The 17,442-nt window shown below is 33.6% G+C and carries 17 protein-coding genes and 1 pseudogene; all 18 read right to left on the bottom strand.

Features of this window, described 5'->3' with window-relative positions:
• Positions 1-111: 111 nt before the first annotated feature.
• Entirely contained in the window at positions 112-1,143 is a 1,032-nt protein-coding gene (adhP, locus tag AC07SW_RS04450) for an alcohol dehydrogenase AdhP (RefSeq protein WP_074401907.1), read from the bottom strand.
• A gap of 213 nt (positions 1,144-1,356) precedes the next feature.
• Entirely contained in the window at positions 1,357-1,980 is a 624-nt protein-coding gene (locus AC07SW_RS04445; RefSeq protein WP_135022550.1) for a pentapeptide repeat-containing protein, read from the bottom strand.
• Positions 1,981-2,414: 434 nt separating this feature from the next.
• Positions 2,415-2,897 (bottom strand): hypothetical protein, encoded by a 483-nt coding sequence (locus tag AC07SW_RS04440; protein ID WP_463685171.1) that lies wholly within the window; start codon positions 2,895-2,897, stop codon positions 2,415-2,417.
• A gap of 11 nt (positions 2,898-2,908) precedes the next feature.
• Entirely contained in the window at positions 2,909-4,480 is a 1,572-nt protein-coding gene (locus AC07SW_RS04435; protein ID WP_494632336.1) for an AAA family ATPase, read from the bottom strand.
• Positions 4,481-4,495: 15 nt separating this feature from the next.
• The gene (locus AC07SW_RS04430) at positions 4,496-4,942 is read right to left on the bottom strand and encodes a hypothetical protein (protein WP_135022547.1); all 447 of its coding nucleotides are present in this window, start codon (positions 4,940-4,942) and stop codon (positions 4,496-4,498) included.
• Positions 4,939-5,223: a hypothetical protein gene (locus AC07SW_RS04425; RefSeq protein WP_135022546.1), complete on the bottom strand. Its 285-nt coding sequence runs from the start codon at positions 5,221-5,223 to the stop codon at positions 4,939-4,941. Before AC07SW_RS04425 ends, AC07SW_RS04430 begins: the two co-directional genes overlap by 4 nt.
• A gap of 5 nt (positions 5,224-5,228) precedes the next feature.
• On the bottom strand, positions 5,229-6,959 hold the full coding sequence (locus tag AC07SW_RS04420) for a hypothetical protein (protein WP_494632335.1): 1,731 nt from the start codon (positions 6,957-6,959) through the stop codon (positions 5,229-5,231).
• 889 nt (positions 6,960-7,848) lie between these two features.
• Positions 7,849-8,700: pseudogene (locus AC07SW_RS04415) on the bottom strand (FtsK/SpoIIIE domain-containing protein); the annotation flags it as partial.
• Between the two features lie 908 nt (positions 8,701-9,608).
• The gene (locus tag AC07SW_RS04410; RefSeq protein WP_463685169.1) at positions 9,609-9,941 is read right to left on the bottom strand and encodes a DUF4176 domain-containing protein; all 333 of its coding nucleotides are present in this window, start codon (positions 9,939-9,941) and stop codon (positions 9,609-9,611) included.
• Complete coding sequence (locus AC07SW_RS04405) at positions 9,928-10,824, bottom strand: hypothetical protein (protein WP_135022544.1); 897 nt, start codon at positions 10,822-10,824, stop codon at positions 9,928-9,930. Before AC07SW_RS04405 ends, AC07SW_RS04410 begins: the two co-directional genes overlap by 14 nt.
• Before the next feature lie 2 nt (positions 10,825-10,826).
• The gene (locus AC07SW_RS04400; protein WP_494632334.1) at positions 10,827-12,347 is read right to left on the bottom strand and encodes a T7SS effector LXG polymorphic toxin; all 1,521 of its coding nucleotides are present in this window, start codon (positions 12,345-12,347) and stop codon (positions 10,827-10,829) included.
• Between the two features lie 130 nt (positions 12,348-12,477).
• Positions 12,478-12,939, bottom strand: coding sequence for a DUF5085 family protein (locus AC07SW_RS04395; protein ID WP_463685164.1), 462 nt, complete (start codon positions 12,937-12,939; stop codon positions 12,478-12,480).
• Entirely contained in the window at positions 12,936-13,385 is a 450-nt protein-coding gene (locus AC07SW_RS04390) for a hypothetical protein (protein WP_463685163.1), read from the bottom strand. The genes AC07SW_RS04395 and AC07SW_RS04390 overlap by 4 nt, the downstream gene beginning before the upstream one ends.
• A gap of 135 nt (positions 13,386-13,520) precedes the next feature.
• Complete coding sequence (locus AC07SW_RS04385; protein WP_463685162.1) at positions 13,521-14,006, bottom strand: hypothetical protein; 486 nt, start codon at positions 14,004-14,006, stop codon at positions 13,521-13,523.
• Between the two features lie 331 nt (positions 14,007-14,337).
• Positions 14,338-15,315, bottom strand: a complete 978-nt coding sequence (locus AC07SW_RS04380; RefSeq protein ID WP_463685161.1) for a hypothetical protein — start codon at positions 15,313-15,315, stop codon at positions 14,338-14,340.
• A 4-nt stretch (positions 15,316-15,319) separates the two neighbouring features.
• Positions 15,320-16,816, bottom strand: a complete 1,497-nt coding sequence (locus AC07SW_RS04375) for a T7SS effector LXG polymorphic toxin (RefSeq protein ID WP_463685160.1) — start codon at positions 16,814-16,816, stop codon at positions 15,320-15,322.
• Positions 16,807-17,169, bottom strand: coding sequence for a hypothetical protein (locus AC07SW_RS04370; protein ID WP_135022543.1), 363 nt, complete (start codon positions 17,167-17,169; stop codon positions 16,807-16,809). The genes AC07SW_RS04375 and AC07SW_RS04370 overlap by 10 nt, the downstream gene beginning before the upstream one ends.
• 12 nt (positions 17,170-17,181) lie before the next feature.
• Complete coding sequence (locus AC07SW_RS04365; protein WP_311908186.1) at positions 17,182-17,436, bottom strand: hypothetical protein; 255 nt, start codon at positions 17,434-17,436, stop codon at positions 17,182-17,184.
• Positions 17,437-17,442 lie beyond the last annotated feature (6 nt).

The raw sequence follows: 17,442 nt of genomic DNA, 5'->3' as shown, positions 1-17,442 counted from the left end.
CTCCGTTTCTCTTACTCTCTTATTCTACTGCTTAAAGAAAGGGGTTGCAAACAAAAAATAAAAATAGGTAAAAAAACAAGAAAGATCAGTTGATCCTTCTTGTTTCATTCATTAATGGCTGCATCCTTTGTGTAAATCGACAACCATTCTTCCTCTAATTTTTCCTTGTTCCATTTCTTCAAAAATATCGTTTACTTCATCTAAGCTACGCGTTTCAACTAATGGCACAACTTTTCCTTCAGCGCCAAATTGGAATGCTTCTTCTAAATCTTTTCTAGTTCCAACTAATGAACCAACGATTTGAATGCCATCTAAAACCGTTTTAACAATTTCTAGATCCATCGTCTCAGAAGGCAATCCTACTGCCACTACTTTTGAAGCAGCACGAACTGAATTAACCGCTTGATTGAAAGCTACTTTAGACACTGCTGTTACGACAGCTGCATGTGCGCCGCCAACAGCTTTTTGAATCCACTCACCTGCGTCACCATCTTTCAATGGGTTGCAAACTAAATCTGCACCTAATTCTTTTGCAAATTCTAATTTATCATCATTAATATCAACTGCAATTACCTTTGCATTAAAAACATTTTTAGCGTATTGAATGGCTAAATTCCCCAGTCCACCAATACCATAAATCGCAATCCATTGTCCTGGCTTCACGTCAGAAACTTTAATTGCTTTGTAACAAGTCACACCCGCACAGCTGATACTACTTGCTTGAGCCGGATCTAATCCTTCTGGTACTTTAACTGCATAATCAGCTTTAACGATACATTCTTCTGCCATCGCACCATCAACTGAAAAACCTGCATTTTTAACATCACGACAGAATGTTTCACGACCCGTAACGCAATATTCACATGTTCCACAGCCTTCAAAAAACCAAGCAATACTTACGCGGTCACCAACTTTTAAATTCGTAACATCAGGCGCGATTTCTTTGACGATTCCAATTCCTTCATGTCCAATAACACGTCCTGGAACTTCACCAAAATCACCATGGGCAACATGTAAATCTGTGTGACAAACGCCACAATATTCCACATCAACTAACGCTTCACCTTCTTTTAGAGCTCGTAATGTTACGTCTTTAATTTCAACTTTCCCGTTATTTTTTTCACTAACTACTGCTGCTTTCATCCGATTCACTCCTATGAGATAAATTTGTAACCTCTTACATTATAACATCAAGAACGTTCTTTTTACATAGTTTCATCTCTTTTTTTATAATATAACATCTTATTGTTTTCTTTCAGAACAAACCATTATGAATATCATTTGGTTTTAATGCAAAAAAAGAACCTTCTAATGAGGTTCTAAAAAAATTAATCTTTATATAAAAAACTTAACTCTTTATTTAATAACAATGCCACATAATGAAATAATTTTATAAGCCTGACTGTAGTCAATAATCAAGCCTTTTGCAAGCGGAATATCTAAGCTGATTGTTTCAAAAGTCGCCTCAGATAAATCAACACCTCTAAGATCTGTGCCTTTTAAATCAATCTCATCCATATCGATATTTTTAAAATGAACTTTTTTTAAAGTAGCTTCTTGGAAATAGCTTTCATTTAGTCGTCCTTCGGAAAATAGACTATTCTCCATTTTTGTATCCGAAAAATTAATATAGCTTAATAAGCAGTCAAACCACTGCACATTTTTCAATACGGTTCCAATAAAGTTCCCGCCACTTAATTTACAAGTTTCAAAGCGTGTTCGGTAGAGAATCGAATCTGAAAAATCTTTATTTGATAGGTCGCAATTAATAAATACGACATCTAAAAATTCCATATTATTAAAGTCTTTGATTTCAAATTGACAATTTTCAAATTTCACTTCATTGATTTTTTTTACGCCAAATCTCATTTCAATCCGACAATTTTTATAGTGTGTATGACTTTCAATCTCTTCTATATAGATCTCTTCATTTTCAATAAATTCGGTTATTTCCTGAACGGGCTCCACTATTTTTTTCATATCCAACTTCCTCTCAAGGGTTATTTTCATACTATAGCATATGAAATTCAGTTGGTAAATTTAGCAGGTTTTTGGGAAATGTCAAGATTTTTAGATACTATTAAAGACTGTTGTTGTATCCATTATTTTTTTGCCAATTGTAAATTGCAGTTAGTATTGAACTATTTTTTTAATTTCATCATTATTCAAAGCTTGCTTTAAATGAAATCCAGTTCAATTAATCTCTGGAAGTACTTTAACTATATAATCATGATAATAAAAAAATTATTGCATCGCTAGTTTTCTATAGCACAACAATTTTTCTTAAGGACTAAATATTCTTTTCACTTCATCAACTAACCTTTCAAGAATACCTTCTTGTAAAGCGATTTGGCGCATTTTATTAGGAATACAATTAAAAAGACTCTTCTTGAAAAACATATTTCCTCTTCAAATTAACGAGGAATCACTGATACATCGCCACTTTGGCTAATCGCTCGACAGCAATCCGTATAAACTTCAACAAACGCATAATTCCTTTGCCACACTAACCCTCTAGCTTTTTCCATTTCACCAGGCAATGGTTGACCTTTCTTCATATGTTCAATAATCTCCAAACTATAATCCAAAATGTGTACTTCATAAGGGGCTCCTAAATAACACTTAGCTACATATCCTAATAAAATACCACTCAAGACGACTTCGGGAAATTCCTTTTGGAGATCAGTTATGACTCTGCTGACTTCTTCTTGAGAAAGCATTTGTTGCCCCATATCCAATTTCGATAATAGTCCCATGTATTCTTTAGAACGTTTTTTGCGAAGTATACGATTTTTAACAAGCAGGTCTGTTGCACCTGCTTGTTTTGATTCGACAGTTTTTAAATCTACAGTGTTTTGTTTTTGTATTTGATTTAAGATAGGTCTAGGTCTCACCATTTTCATTCCTCCTAAACAAGTACTTTTCGAGTTTTATTTTGTTGAGGAGTAGAAATTTTCCCTTCGACTCCAATTGGTCTACCTGAAGCTGGTACTGCACGAGATTTCCCCCATTCACGAATGGATTCAATCTTCTCTGGACTTGTTTGTGATAATGGTACTACATTTTTAAATACATCTAAGATTATCGCTTCTGTCATTTGAAAATCATCACTTGCGATAGCCCCGTAAGTTAACTCTCTAACAGCAGATTCTAAATCAGCACCCGTAAATCCTTCAGAAATTTCAACTATTTTATCAGAAAATTCACCTTCAAAATTCAATTTCAAATATTTATTCATGTAGATGTTCAATATCTCTCTTCTTTCTTCTCCTGTTGGCAAATCAACGAAAAATAATTCGTCAAATCGGCCACGTCGTAACAGCTCAGAAGGTAACATACTAACATCATTAGCGGTTGCTACAACAAAAACTTGCTTTTTACTTTCTTGTAACCAGAATAAAAATTGTCCCACCATTCGTGTTGAAACACCACCATCATATCCACCAGACCCAGATAATCCTTTCTCAATTTCATCAATCCATAAAACACAAGGGGAAACGTGTTCAGCTGTTGTCAGTGCATCCCGAAGTTGTTGTTCTGACTGTCCGACATAACTTCCTTGAACAGTAGCAAAATCTAAACGATAAAGCGGTAATTTCCAATTAGCAGCGATTGATTTAGCTGAAAGGGATTTTCCACAGCCTGGTACCCCAACTAATAAAATACCTCTTGGCGATTGTAACCCTCTTTCTTTCATTATCAACCGTTTTTCAGGTGTTAATAGTGTTCTTTTCACATCTAGCCATTTACGTAATCCAGCTAGTCCACCTACATCTTTAACGTGCTCATCTACTTCAATTTTTTCCAAGCCAGAGATATCCGAAAACAATCGATCTTTCGAAAAACGAACCTCGTCGATATCATTTTTTTTGATTTCTTTATTAGAAATCAGTGATGCAATAACATTTTCTGCCTCGATTCGAGTGACACCGGCTAAAAGTGAGGCAACTTCCATCACATCAAGATTATCCCACTCTATTGGAATCTCACTTCGATAGTCGTCAATGTACTCCTTTACTATCCCGTACATTTCTTCCTCGTCAGGCAGATCAACTTTAATGCGCATCCCTAATCGTTGTAATTGACTCCAGACTGGATTATTGGTGAAAACAAAGATGGTTCCCCCAGATTCATTTGCTAAATTCACTAAATCCATGATCAATTTAGTCTCCGAATGATCACTGGATAAATCTGGTACTTCAGTTAAAATCATTGTTAGATTTTGCCGACGTTTCATTTGGTCGCTCATATAATCTATTGCACCATAAATCGAATGATCTTCATTCAAAATTTGTTGATCTGTCAAATTGTATACACCTTTTGACAAGGTATGAACAAAAAATGCTAACCCTAAGTCTTCTGAAACCTCTTTTAGCATATCTAGCGTTCGAGAACGCTCAATTGTATCAATCACAATTAAAGGAATTCGTGCAATTGAATATCTTTTCATCAAGTCCTTACATTCTTTAACGCTTCCCATTAGCTAAAACCCCTTCTATTTTAATTTGTTGTTTCTAATAATACTCATTAGTTTTCCAGAACGCTCACTTTTAGCTGAATCGATTAGTGTATCTTGAATACTTGTTCTTTGGTCTTGAATCAATTTAACAAACGTCTTGCGCATATCCGCAGGTAATGCATTAATTGAGACCGCATCCTCTAATAAAATCATTTCTTTACGCAACTGTAGAAGAGCTTGGACAATTACGCCTTCAGCCCCATTTGCTTGAGTCATTCTTTTTTGAAATGTTTTTGTTGCTTGATCTAAACGTAAATTAATCACAGTTGAAAATCTTGTAATAAATCTTTCGGCGACTCCACTCTGCCAACTTAAGGATCCTGTTTTCATTCGTTCAACAACATCTTTGTCATTTTCTCCTGTAGCAAATTGTTCTAAGATATCTGACCATTCTTTATAGGTAGTTGGGATTTTTAAGCTCATTGATGCCTTCTCCTAACCAAAATCATTGGTGGTTCTAAGTCCCATTCAGGAAATCCTTTAGCTAAAATTGCTTCCGCTTCACTTACTTCATCTTCTATTGAAAAGACGGGTGAAAAAATTGATTTATTCGTTTTTAATGGCATTTTACTTTCTACTTCGGTAACTTCTTCAATTGAAGAAAACGGTACAACAACTTCTACTGAGTTTATTTTTGTTTCGCACATTTTACAAAATTTATCATTAGCACTTATTTCCGTATTCCCACACTTTTGACACGTCATCTGCTCTACTCCTTTGCCTTAATTTTTATTTTTCTAACATTACCGGAAATTGAAGCAACGTACTGTTCTGGCGAAATTTGTTCCATATAATCAATGACTTGCTGGCTCTCACCATCTACTTCTTCAAAATGCTTTCTAAAATCGACTACTTCAGCCATCACTGCACGAATAATTTCTATTCCATTTTTTTTCATTTCATCATATCTATCTCTAGTTTCTTGACGTCGAATTTCAACTAAATTATTGTTAAGGTAGGTTTTATAGGCCCAATAGCCTCCTCCTATAATCACAATCACTCCAATCAATACTCCAATAAAACTCATTAAAATTCCGATACCAGCCACAGTTAAACCAGCATAAAAAGCAACTTTATTGGGTTTGATTTTTTCAATTTCTATCATTTTTTTCTCTTCAATATATTCTGAATAACGGTTAACTGTTTCTTCTTCATTGGAACCGTCTTGCGTATTCCCTGAAAAATCTTGTAACATAAATTCAATTTCATAGGGGATATTCATACGATTTTTAGCTACAACATCAAGATATGCTTCGTTAATCCATTCTTTAGATAGAGCAATGGCTAACTTTTGAGTTGAAAGACTCGCGCTTGAAGCTTCTGGCTTCATTGCTGCATCAGTTAACAATTGTGAAAAATCTCGATTTTGCTGATAAGCCGTTTCTTCAACTTGCATACTATTTTGTGCTCGCAACAAATCACCATCGTATTGAATAATAAATTCATTCAATTTTTCATCTTTTCGATAACCTAATTCTTCTACATCATAATTAGAAACTAAAGAAAATAGAACATCATCTAGTTGATCTTTTAAACTTTTCGTTGAATAAGGTGTATTAAAAATAGTTACAAAATAATCCAAGAGATTACGATGTAGATAAGCTCCTTTTAAAATATTTTCAATTTTTGGCCAAGTAGCGCTATATTTTTTCAAATAGAGATAGTTTACATTCTCTTCAATCATATTTGGTCGATATAATGAAATTGCTTCTGACCATTGATCTTTTTGTTTTTCGACAAATCCAGGTTTTTCCGAAATTTTGTCCAACCACTCAGTCAGTTTTCTAGAAACCAATCCTTCTGTATCCGCCCCTAATAAACCACTAGAAAAAGCATCAATGATTACGATTGTTTCACGATCTAATTTTTCTTCATCTTGACTACATAAATAGCGATAGGCCCATTTCATACTCGCTTGCTTACGACCAATCCGTCGGCAAAGTAAAGCAAATAAAAGGGACGTTTTTTCATCATTACGACTAATCGCCTCTTTTACAGACCGTTCTGCTAATTCTTTTTGATTATTAATCCACGCTGCTACTCCAACTAGACAAGGCGCTAGCCAATAGTTAGGTGAATTTAACATTAGTTCTTCAGTAGTCAATGTAATGGTTTCTTTCCGAATCATTTCAAGGTCATCTGCTTGTAAAATACCAATAGTTGTTCTCCGTACATCATCATAATGACCAAATTTATTCTCTATCTCCTGCCTAATCTTCACCAAGCGTGTTTCAGCAATCGAAATATAGTGTTGCTTATTTGCCTGTTCTACGTAATCTCGAAATTCTTGTGCCAAATCTGCTAGTTCTTGATAGACTACTTGCACATTTTTATCAACCATTTCTACTTGATTGTTCATCGTATTAAGCTGATAATTAAGATTCTTTAAATTATTTTCAATATAATTTAGATTTGCAGTAGTTATTACACGATCTCCCATCATTTCTCCCCCAATTTAAAATTATCATTCCATTTAAGAATAACCGTTATAGAGTATTTCTTCAATAGTTTTATACTAAAAAACAACAATAATAAATTCCATTACGAATATGAAATAAAAACAATTAAACATATTAGAGCTATTTAAAATTATATATCTGCTTAAATATAAGAATGTCCATCAAAAAAAGCAAATGATTGTACTTTCTGTCGAACATTTCACTCTGATCAAGGATCGGCTTATCAAATGAAAGCGTATGGACCTTTTTTAAGAACGAATCTAATATTCCAAATCATGTCTTGTAAAGGACATTTCGAAGAAATTCTAAAATAAGAAATGTATTACGGAGTGATTTATGGTAACTAACAAGAACTAAAAGAAGAGATTTAACATTATATTGATTATTACAATCATTCTCATATAAAAAAATTAGGTTGGAAAAGTCCAAGCAATTTTAGAGAGAAAAAGGGAAACTGGATTCTGCTTAGAAGATCATTTGATAAACCATTTAAAATTTCTGCTGTTAGACTTATGGTATAGGAAGGTTTTTACTTGCTCTATCAAAATGCGTTCCTCTAGATTTAAAAAATCTATTTCATCTAACTTCATTGTGTGCTCAGAATCAAAAAATGGGAATCCATCTGTATCAAATTTTATTCCTGATTAAGGTACCTTTTCCTACTACGTTGAAGCTTCCTCCTCCTGCAAGTGCCGCTTTGTCTATTATTGGCAGTGGGATATTCTATAATTTTTTTACAAATGCTTTTAGAGTATCATCTCCATATTTCAGCGCTTTATCCACTATCTAGTTGTCTTTCTAGCTTGCTTAACATGGTTACTTTATCGGCTACTTTAAACGCATTCATTCCTTCTCCTAGCTTACCAGCTAAATACGTTCATCGACTTTCTCTTCTCGAGAGACAAAAGGATCATAATTTGCACCACTCCAAGCAGATTGGAAGAGTTCGTAAATTTCATTATTTCCTACTTGTAAATAGGCACGTCCTGGTTGCGTAATTGTTGCTGCATCTGGTGTTTTAATAATTTCATTAGAGTCGTTTGCATCTGCTACTTTAAGCGCTAATTTAAAACGAGAGTTCGACCAAATTTGGTCATCGACTACACCACTAGGTTTTTGAGTAGCTAAAATCAAGTGGACACCTAAAGAACGCCCAATTCTGGCTGTTGAAACTAGTTCCGCCATAAAGTCAGGTTCATTGGCTTTAAGTTCAGAAAATTCATCACTAATTAAGAACAAATGGGGAAGTGGATCGCTTGGATACTTTTTCTTTTCTTCTACATCTGTAATGGTTTTTCCTTGTTTATATAGTTTTGTGTATCCGTTAATATGATTGACACCAAACTGACTAAATTTACGTTGTCTTTTTTGTAATTCAGCACGAATACTTTGTAAAGCTCTTGCAGAACTAGCTCTATCTAAATTTGTAATAGAGCCTAGTAAATGTGTCAAATTTGCAAATAAATTAGCCATTCCGCCACCTTTAAAATCAATTGGTAAAAAACCAACATCTTCTGGTGCGAAGTTAACAGCTAATGATAATATATAACTTTGAACAATCTCTGACTTACCAGATCCTGTCGTACCAGCAACTAAACCATGTGGGCCATGTGCCCTTTCATGAAGATTCAGATAAACCATATCATTTTTCCCACGTACTCCTAGTGGAACCGCTAGAGACTTAGAAGTATCTGCCTTCTCCCAACGTGTACCGATATTTAGTTAGTTCTGTTTTTATTTTTGACAAAAAAATTCTTAATACAAGGCAACTTACCTAGAAAAGTGAGATGCTTTTTAGCATGTTAAAAAAAGTACTGTATCCAATTGAAATTAAAAAATGCTATTCAAATAAAAATTGACAAAATACCAGTTAACGTCATTATGTAGGAATTAAAAATAAAACACAGGTAGAAACATGGTGGAGCTGATATCGAAAAATGACGATTATTGTAAATCAAACACTAAAGGTAAATGTTAACACCGTTCAACAAATCATGCAGAAATTCAATTCACAGTGTCGTGAAAAGATGAAAAAAAAGGATACCAAATAGAGTGGTTTCAAATGAACTAAATCGTGATTTTAATTCAACTAGACCGTCTCAAAAATTAGTCATGGCTATCGCTTACCTACCATTTGGAAGTAAGATGCTTTCTCTCTCTATTATGGAGTTGTAAAACAGAGAAATAAATCATGACTTACTCAATCTCTGATAAACAAGACCTTTCTTTAGTTTAGTGTTAAATACTTTGCCTCAATTACCTGTGATACCTAAAAGTACACTTCTTCATAGTTACTAAGGCTCATTTTATACTTCCTATCATTATCAAACAGCAATCAAAAATAAAGGCATTACCAAGAGTATGTCCCGAAAAGAAACACCCGCTGATAATGCTTCATGCATCTCTAAAGTGTGAAACGTTCTATCAAGAACCACAAAATGGTTCACCAAGAGTTAATTCTATTGTAATAAAGAACGAATTCAACAAAAATTAGGCTACCAAACACCGATTGACTATCGATTATCAGCAGCCTAATATACTTTTTTGTTTCTGTCCCATTATTTTAGGTCAGTTGCTATGGAGTTAGCTTCTTTATTTGAGAGAGTCTAATCATTTAAACTCATATTTTTTTAGAATCCAATTGATTCATTTGCATTGCTTGTTTCTTTCTTTTGTTCATCTAGCCTATCTTTCCACTCTGAATAAACTTCCATAAAACGGTCTTCCTCTTCATCTGAATATCCTTTAAATACTAATTTGTCTATATTTTTATGATTAAAGAAAATAGTCGTTTCGGGATTAAGACCCGTTGGATATAATACGGACATATAATCTGCAAAAGTATCGTTTCCTGTAGTTTGGTCAGTATAGATTGCTCCACGACCTACAATCAACAGTTTTTGAAGTCCTTCTTCCAGTAACACAATACTTCCTAGGGGCAATAATTTTTTAGTTTCCGTCATTTTTTTTCTCCTCTTTCTCTGTTCCTTTAATATGTTTATTGAAATATTTTTCTCCATACCATTCTAATTGGGTCTTTCCTTCCCATTCTCTGTATTCTTCTGGATATTTGTATTTATAGTATCCGTATAATAAATATGGTAGAAATAAATACGCTTCTGCGAAGATAAAAGCAATATCAACAATAAGCCACATCGCAATAATGCCTACTAAACCTACAATATCTGTACGTACACCTGTTGTATTGGAAAAAATGAATTTCCATAGAATTACTACAATTACTATGATCCATCCATATTTGAATAAAAAATTAATTAGCTTTTGAATAAAATTATCAATTTTATCTAGTTTTGACTTCCCACCAAATAAATTATTTTCTAGAGACCTAGACTTACTTCTAAAAATAATATAACTTGTCAGGCCTAGGAAACAAAATATCGTTAGAGCTCCCAAAAAAGTTAATGTCGTTAAAAAGAAAGTTAAAAAAAACAAATTTGCTTCCAGTATTAGCCAAACCAAATAATTATTAACGGTAAGCATTCTCCTATATACACTTATACTATAATAATTGTTTTTTTTCAATAACAACCAAATTACTAACCAAACAATAAATAGTCCGATAGGCACCCACATAGGTAAAAAATTTATATTGGGTTGTGACAAAGTACTTTCACCCAATTTCCCCTCTATTCCTATCTGAACAATCATCGAAATAAAAAAATTGAAGCCAAACATTATTATCGCAATTATTGTGATACCAATTTTATTCTTACCATTATAAATACCTCGATTATTAGTATCATTTTCCATAAAAGATATTAAGGAATCGTCCGAGAGATTAAGGCTCTCCTCAAAATTTGCATTCATTAATTTAAATTTACTCACATTTACCACCCAAAATTAATCTCTGGTAATTTAACAGAAGATAACACCTTTCCTATTGATTTACCTGCATTTTCAACATTTTTACAAACATTTTTAACACTTTCTACCCCTTGACTCACACCCTTACCAACAGCTTCTACGCCCTTATCATAAAGTTTGTAAGCACCATCTTTTAAATTATCATAAGCATTAGGCCAAATAAATTGAACGCCAACATTAATTAGTCCTCCTACACCACCTACAACTGCCCCCACTGGTCCACCTGCAGCAACACCTATAGTCATTCCTTCAAGGGGCCCAACACTCTTCAGAGTATCTATCGCTCCACCGATAGCTCCCTTTCCAATACTCCCTGTCTTCCCATAATTATCTACTCCACTAGATACGAAAGTAACTCCTAGCTGGGCGTAGGTTGCTACTGTTGCTGCTTTTCCTAATCCTTTTGCTACACCCCACTGTTTTGCTCCTTGAACAAATTGGGAATTTTTTAAACTCTCACCCACCCAAGTTTTAATTGGATTTGTAAATTTATTAAAGTTCTCAAAGGCTTTTCCTAATGTATCTACTTTAGGAATCCACTTTCCTTGTATTACCGCTTGCCCAAAAGTTTCATACTTAGCTAGTCCATTAATTAGTTTGGTTTGCCACCCAGAAGGAAGTTTATTTGCTAGCATCCAAAATTCATCGTTTGCAAGCAATTTTTTTACTACAGAGGCCGGATAAAGTTTTAACAACATTTCAAATCGTTTTATATTATCGGTCTTACCTCCTTTAACTGGTTTTAACAAAGCTTCTGTTTGTTTATACAATTCTAAATAAGCGTTAGTAGATGATTGTCCGAGAATCTTATTTGAATTTGGATGCATTTTTGAAAACCAACTTTTATCCGTTCCACTTGGCAATGAATACGAGCCATCACTATTTACAACGGTTCCGCTCAACACAAGAACTCCTTGCATCGCAATACTCAACTCATTTAAACTATTGCTAAACAGTCCATTCGTCTGATTTGAGAAATCGTGTAACTTTTTGATTTTTTTCTGTAACTTGTCAATGTCATCTTGCATACTATTGGCCATCCGATTCAACCGTTCTTGAGCATGATTTAACATATCCTTCAATCCCGGTATTGGACTCACTGTTGCTAGATTTTTGAATGTATCCGCTGATGCAGTTAAGGCTGATTTAGAGGCTTTCATGAGTTGAATTTGTAACTTTAAATTGTCTTCATTCAGATAACCTTCTTTTGAAATCTCTTTATTTGCTCCTTCGTATTTTACTAAATCATTTTGTATCCCATCCATAGATGCAGTTACACGATTAATGGTTGGAAGAATGAGTTCTGAAAATAACCCTTTCCCTGCATTGTACGCTGCACCTGACAGTGTACGTCCATCCACTGCGGCAGTCAACCGTTGACTGCCTGATTTTAATTCATTCACCGTACTCTTCGCCGTCCCTAAATTACTAGATAACGAACTCAGTAAATTCGAAGAGTCTCCGCTTGAATAGACTAATCCCATGAGACTTCATTCCTTTCTTTCTGGATTTCTGAGCGTTCTTCATTTAATTGTTCTATGGTTTAAACTAAATTAAATAAAGATACTAAGAAATGTCTGACTAGCATCTTTATTTATTGACTTCATTTATCTATTAGTAATTTGAATCTGTATAATAACCGAGATACAGGTTAACATATTCGCTTCCATTTTTAGGAAACACATGATAAAACGGTGTTGCGACATTTAAATTATTTCCTTCTAAAGTAGCTAATAATTCTGCATAAGCTTGTTCTGTTTTAATATCAAAATCTTCAACAATTATTGTTTTTACTAATTGGTTGATTTCAAAATACGAAGAAAATTGATAATCCTTGATCTCAAAGGTATCTTCAATAATCGGAAAAAACATTTCGATATCTACCATTTCATCTGTTGGAACATTATTAATACTATAAAAATATGGTCCTTTCAAACTATAGCCTTCAGCAGTAATACCTGAGACAAAATCTTGATAATTCTTTTCCATTTCAGAATAATAAAATGTGCTCCGCTTACTTACAACATTTTGAAAGCCGATTTTTTCCTCTGTAAAAACTTTCGGTAACAACTTCATAGTTTGTCTACCTCACAATATAGATCAATAACAATGTCACCATCTAGATCAAGAAGAACATGATAAATTGTTAATAAAATACCTTCATCCTCTTCAACTTTTCCCTTGAGTTTGTCATAAGGTATGGCTATTTCTTGGTCATAATGACGATAAAAATAATTTGTAGTAAAATCTAAATGTTCCTTATAAAAGAACTGTGACTTATTTTCACCAACAATATTTATTTTATTACCAACAGCTGACAAAATGGTTATGTCTTTCTCCTTGTCGAATGGATTATACTCAAAGATAATAGGTACATCTGAATAGTATCCATTTTGAATTAATAAATCTTTGAACTGTTTACCCATTTTGGCAACCTGGTCAAATATATCCTTATCAGAATCAAGTATTGCATTGAATCCAATAACATTATTTAAGCTAAGTTGTTTTGTCTTTAGCTTCATTTTTTTATTCCTCCAGTTTTTTTATTCTTCACTTTTTTTATAATCCACTGTATAAAAATTACTGTAAATCCAATTAAAATTATGCTTACAATAACTCCAAATATATTTTTTGTTGTTCTAGACAGTTTATATTTCTCATCTATTTGAACCATAACTATTATTATAAAAAAACCTATTAAAACATACATTGATTTTTTTTTGACCATTGAAAGAAATGGACTTTTGTTCTCTATTTTCTTCCCAATAATCCTTATCTATAATTTTCAAATAAATTAGGTAGCCACTCTCTATAAGTAATCTTGGAAAGGCTAGTACAAAAATCAAGCCAAGTACGAGCCCTAAAACAAATAAAGAATTCGTAAAAATTATTCCAACAACACTGACTACTCCAAAAATAATCCAAATTGAATTAGAGTTAAATGCTTTAGAAAAAGCAAAATAATTAGCATCAGCTCTTTGTTTAGAAAAACCTTCACTTATTTCCTTTTTGATCCAAAAAATATTATAACAAGTAGTTAATAGAACAACTATTCCAATTATAATTAAATAAATAGTTGAATAAATTGCGTTAAAATCAGTAATATTCGACTTATAACCAGTCGATGTTCCATTACTAATCATAAACGAGAGTGCTACCAAAATAATTAACTCAGTTAATAAAGTAAAAAATAATAATATAGAAGTCACTATCTGATGCTTATATATACTTTTTTGAGGAACTAGAAAAAGGCATAAGTTCAGTACCGTAGCGTAAACTACATAAAATTTCAACATTCTATATAATATCGTACTTATTATGTTGTGATACCAGGAGTGAATTTCCATTCCTGGTATCAATCCTATAATTGATAAAACAAATAAACACATTGATTGTATACGCAACATTCCTACTGAACCCCTGGTATTCGCTAAAGAAATAAAGTATTTTTTATTTAATGATTCTGGACTATTTCTATTTTCTATCGCGCTTTCCCCTCACTTTTTTTATAATCCAAATTACGAAAGCCACCACATAAAAGATTAGGATTACCATAAGAACATATGAGAACGTAATCTGCAGGCCTTTAGGCAACTTGTATCTATCTTCTACCTCAACCATAGCAATCATCAGTAGAACACCTAAAACCACGTATGTTGATGTCTTTTTTAAACGAATCTTTACGATTTCTTTCCATGGTTTTTCTGGTTTATCAATATAATTAACCCAATATTCTTTGTCTGTAATTAGTAGAAATGCAGAGTAAGCAAGTTCTATCGTTAGTCTAGAAAAAACAGTTCCTAAAAACATACCAAATACCAACCCAAATACTCGCGCTAAATTCCCCGTAAAAAGGGCTCCTAGCATTGAAAATCCAAAGATTATCCATAGTGATTTTGATTCGTAAACCTTAGATTGTGCAAAATAATTAGCAGTTGTACGTGTCTCTGAAAAGCCAATTTTTAATTGTTTTTTTAACCAATAAAAATTATAAAAGAGAGAACTTAAATATGTTAGGACAAATAGTAACAGAACAATCAATGATAATTTAGATTCATATCTAAATTCATTTCCATTACTCCCTTGTGTCATAGTATAACCTAAGAACATTAAAATAAATGTAAGCATAATTGAAAAAATTGTAAGCCATATAGCTGCAAAGTCCTGATGCAGAACCAAAAATCTTCTTGTAACTCTAAAACTAACCATGAAAAGCGTTAATCCCATGAAAATTACTATACATAAAATTATAATATTCATTATACTTTTCATTGGACTTATTTGATAACTCCATACTGCAATATTCCAAGTTATAATCAAACAAAGAAGAGCAATGACTAACCCCGCCCAAGATATATATAGCGAGCTGATACTTCCTCTAGTAGCTACAAATGATTTAAAGTATTCTTTATTCATTTCCTTTGGAGATTTATTTTTATTATTTACTTTCATATAATTAACCTCCCAATCCCCAATTAAGACCACTAAACATATCTCCAAGTCCTTTGGTAATTTTCTTAACTCCATCCTTAACATGGTCTACAGTGCTTTTTGGCGGATTACCATATTTCCAATTATTTAGCCGTTCGTTAATAAACACACCTGTCGCTGCACCTATTACTGTACCCAATGGGGGCAAGAAAAATGAACCAACTGCAGCACCAACTGCGGAAGCTCCCGCACCCGATCCAATATCAATCGCAGTATCTGTCACAAAGTCTATTGTTTCTCCTACTCCAAGTCCATCAGATAAATCTATATTATCCGCAAAATTATTTCCTATCGTTAATCCTGTTCCAAGAATTCCCAGCCCTTTTCCAAACTTACTAACTTTTGAAGCATCCCCCCAACCTTTAAAATCATTGGCGGGATTAACTGCATCTTTGAATCCTTTAACCCCCGCTGCTTTTAGTTCTGCATAATTAATTCCTCCATTGGGTAGTCTAGAATAATGAAAATCTGCCAAATCGATTCCTGACTTATTCTTCAGATTTTTCCCCCAATTATAAGTATGACCACCATTTTGTGTTGGTTTGAAAAGGAATCTATCTCCCCATTTCAAACGCCCTAGTGCGTCTTGTGAGATTGCTATTCCGTTTAAAAATGTCCGTCCATTTCTAAAGCTTATACCAGCTTCTGCAAGCTCATGCCCATCTTTTAAATAATCTAAAAAATCTGGTCCAAATTTTTTAAGGTTCTCGGTCAACCAGTTTTCTGTCTCTTTTGGCGTCATATTTTTTGGCATATTTGCTACAGCATAGGTTGGTGAGTTTTTCATTGCCGACTCATTTTTTTTACTCGTAAACCAACTTTTATCCGTTCCACTTGGTAATGAATACGAGCCATCACTATTTACAACGGTTCCGCTCAACACAAGAACTCCTTGCATCGCAATACTCAACTCATTTAAACTATTACTAAAAAGTCCATTCGTCTGACTAGAAAAATCATGTAACTTTTTGATTTTTTTCTGTAACTTGTCAATGTCATCTTGCATACTATTGGCCATCCGATTCAACCGTTCTTGAGCATGGTTTAACATATCCTTCAATCCTGGTATTGGACTCACTGTTGCTAGGTTTTTGAATGTATCCGCTGATGCCGTTAAGGCTGATTTAGAGGCTTTCATGAGTTGAATTTGTAACTTTAAATTATCTTCATTCAGATAACCTTCTTTTGAAATCTCTTTATTTGCTCCTTCGTATTTTACTAAATCATTTTGTATCCCATCCATAGATGCAGTTACACGATTAATGGTTGGAAGAATGAGTTCTGAAAATAACCCTTTCCCTGCATTGTACGCTGCACCTGACAGTGTACGTCCATCCACTGCGGCAGTCAACCGTTGACTGCCTGATTTTAATTCATTCACCGTACTCTTCGCCGTCCCTAAATTACTAGATAACGAACTCAGTAAATTCGAAGAGTCTCCGCTTGAATAGACTAATCCCATGAGACTTCATTCCTTTCTTTCTGGATTTTTGAGCGTTCTTCATTTAGCTGTTCTGCTGTTTTTGTATACATTTCAGTCAATTCTTGCTTTTGTTCTTTAAAAAATTGTCCGAAATGCTTTTTCTTTCCGTTAAGTTCTTCTTGTTCCCAGCGAGCAGAAGAACTTCCCTCTTTTATTAATTCTTCATTTAATTCTTGTAGCTGTCTAAAGTTTCGAGTTAGCTCCGTTTCTAATGATTCAACTACTTCTTGAATCTGACGTTTATCTCTATTTAAATCGTCAATTTGACGTTCTTTCTCAACAATTTTTTGAGTGTACTCAGATCTTAACTTCTCATTTTTATCTTGTGCCATAAGTTCTCCTCTCTACTTAAATCTAGTCTGACTGTCACGAGACGCAATAACTGCCGCAAGTTTAGGAAATTTATTGGCTTGTTCATTCACACAGCTGACTAATTTCGATAAATCGGATAAAATCTGATTACTTACTTTGGCTCCCTGTTTCATACTAGAAATGTTACTTCTTCCTATGGAACATGGCTCTCCGCTTTTAACAGATACTTTACTAATTCCAGAAACTGCATCTTGGGCCGCTCCTTGATTCGATGCTACCTTCTCCATACTCTC

The organism is Carnobacterium sp. GW821-FHT04C06 (genome assembly GCF_059420345.1).
Note: the sequence above shows the minus strand (reverse complement) of the source record. Positions and strands in the feature narration are given on the sequence as shown.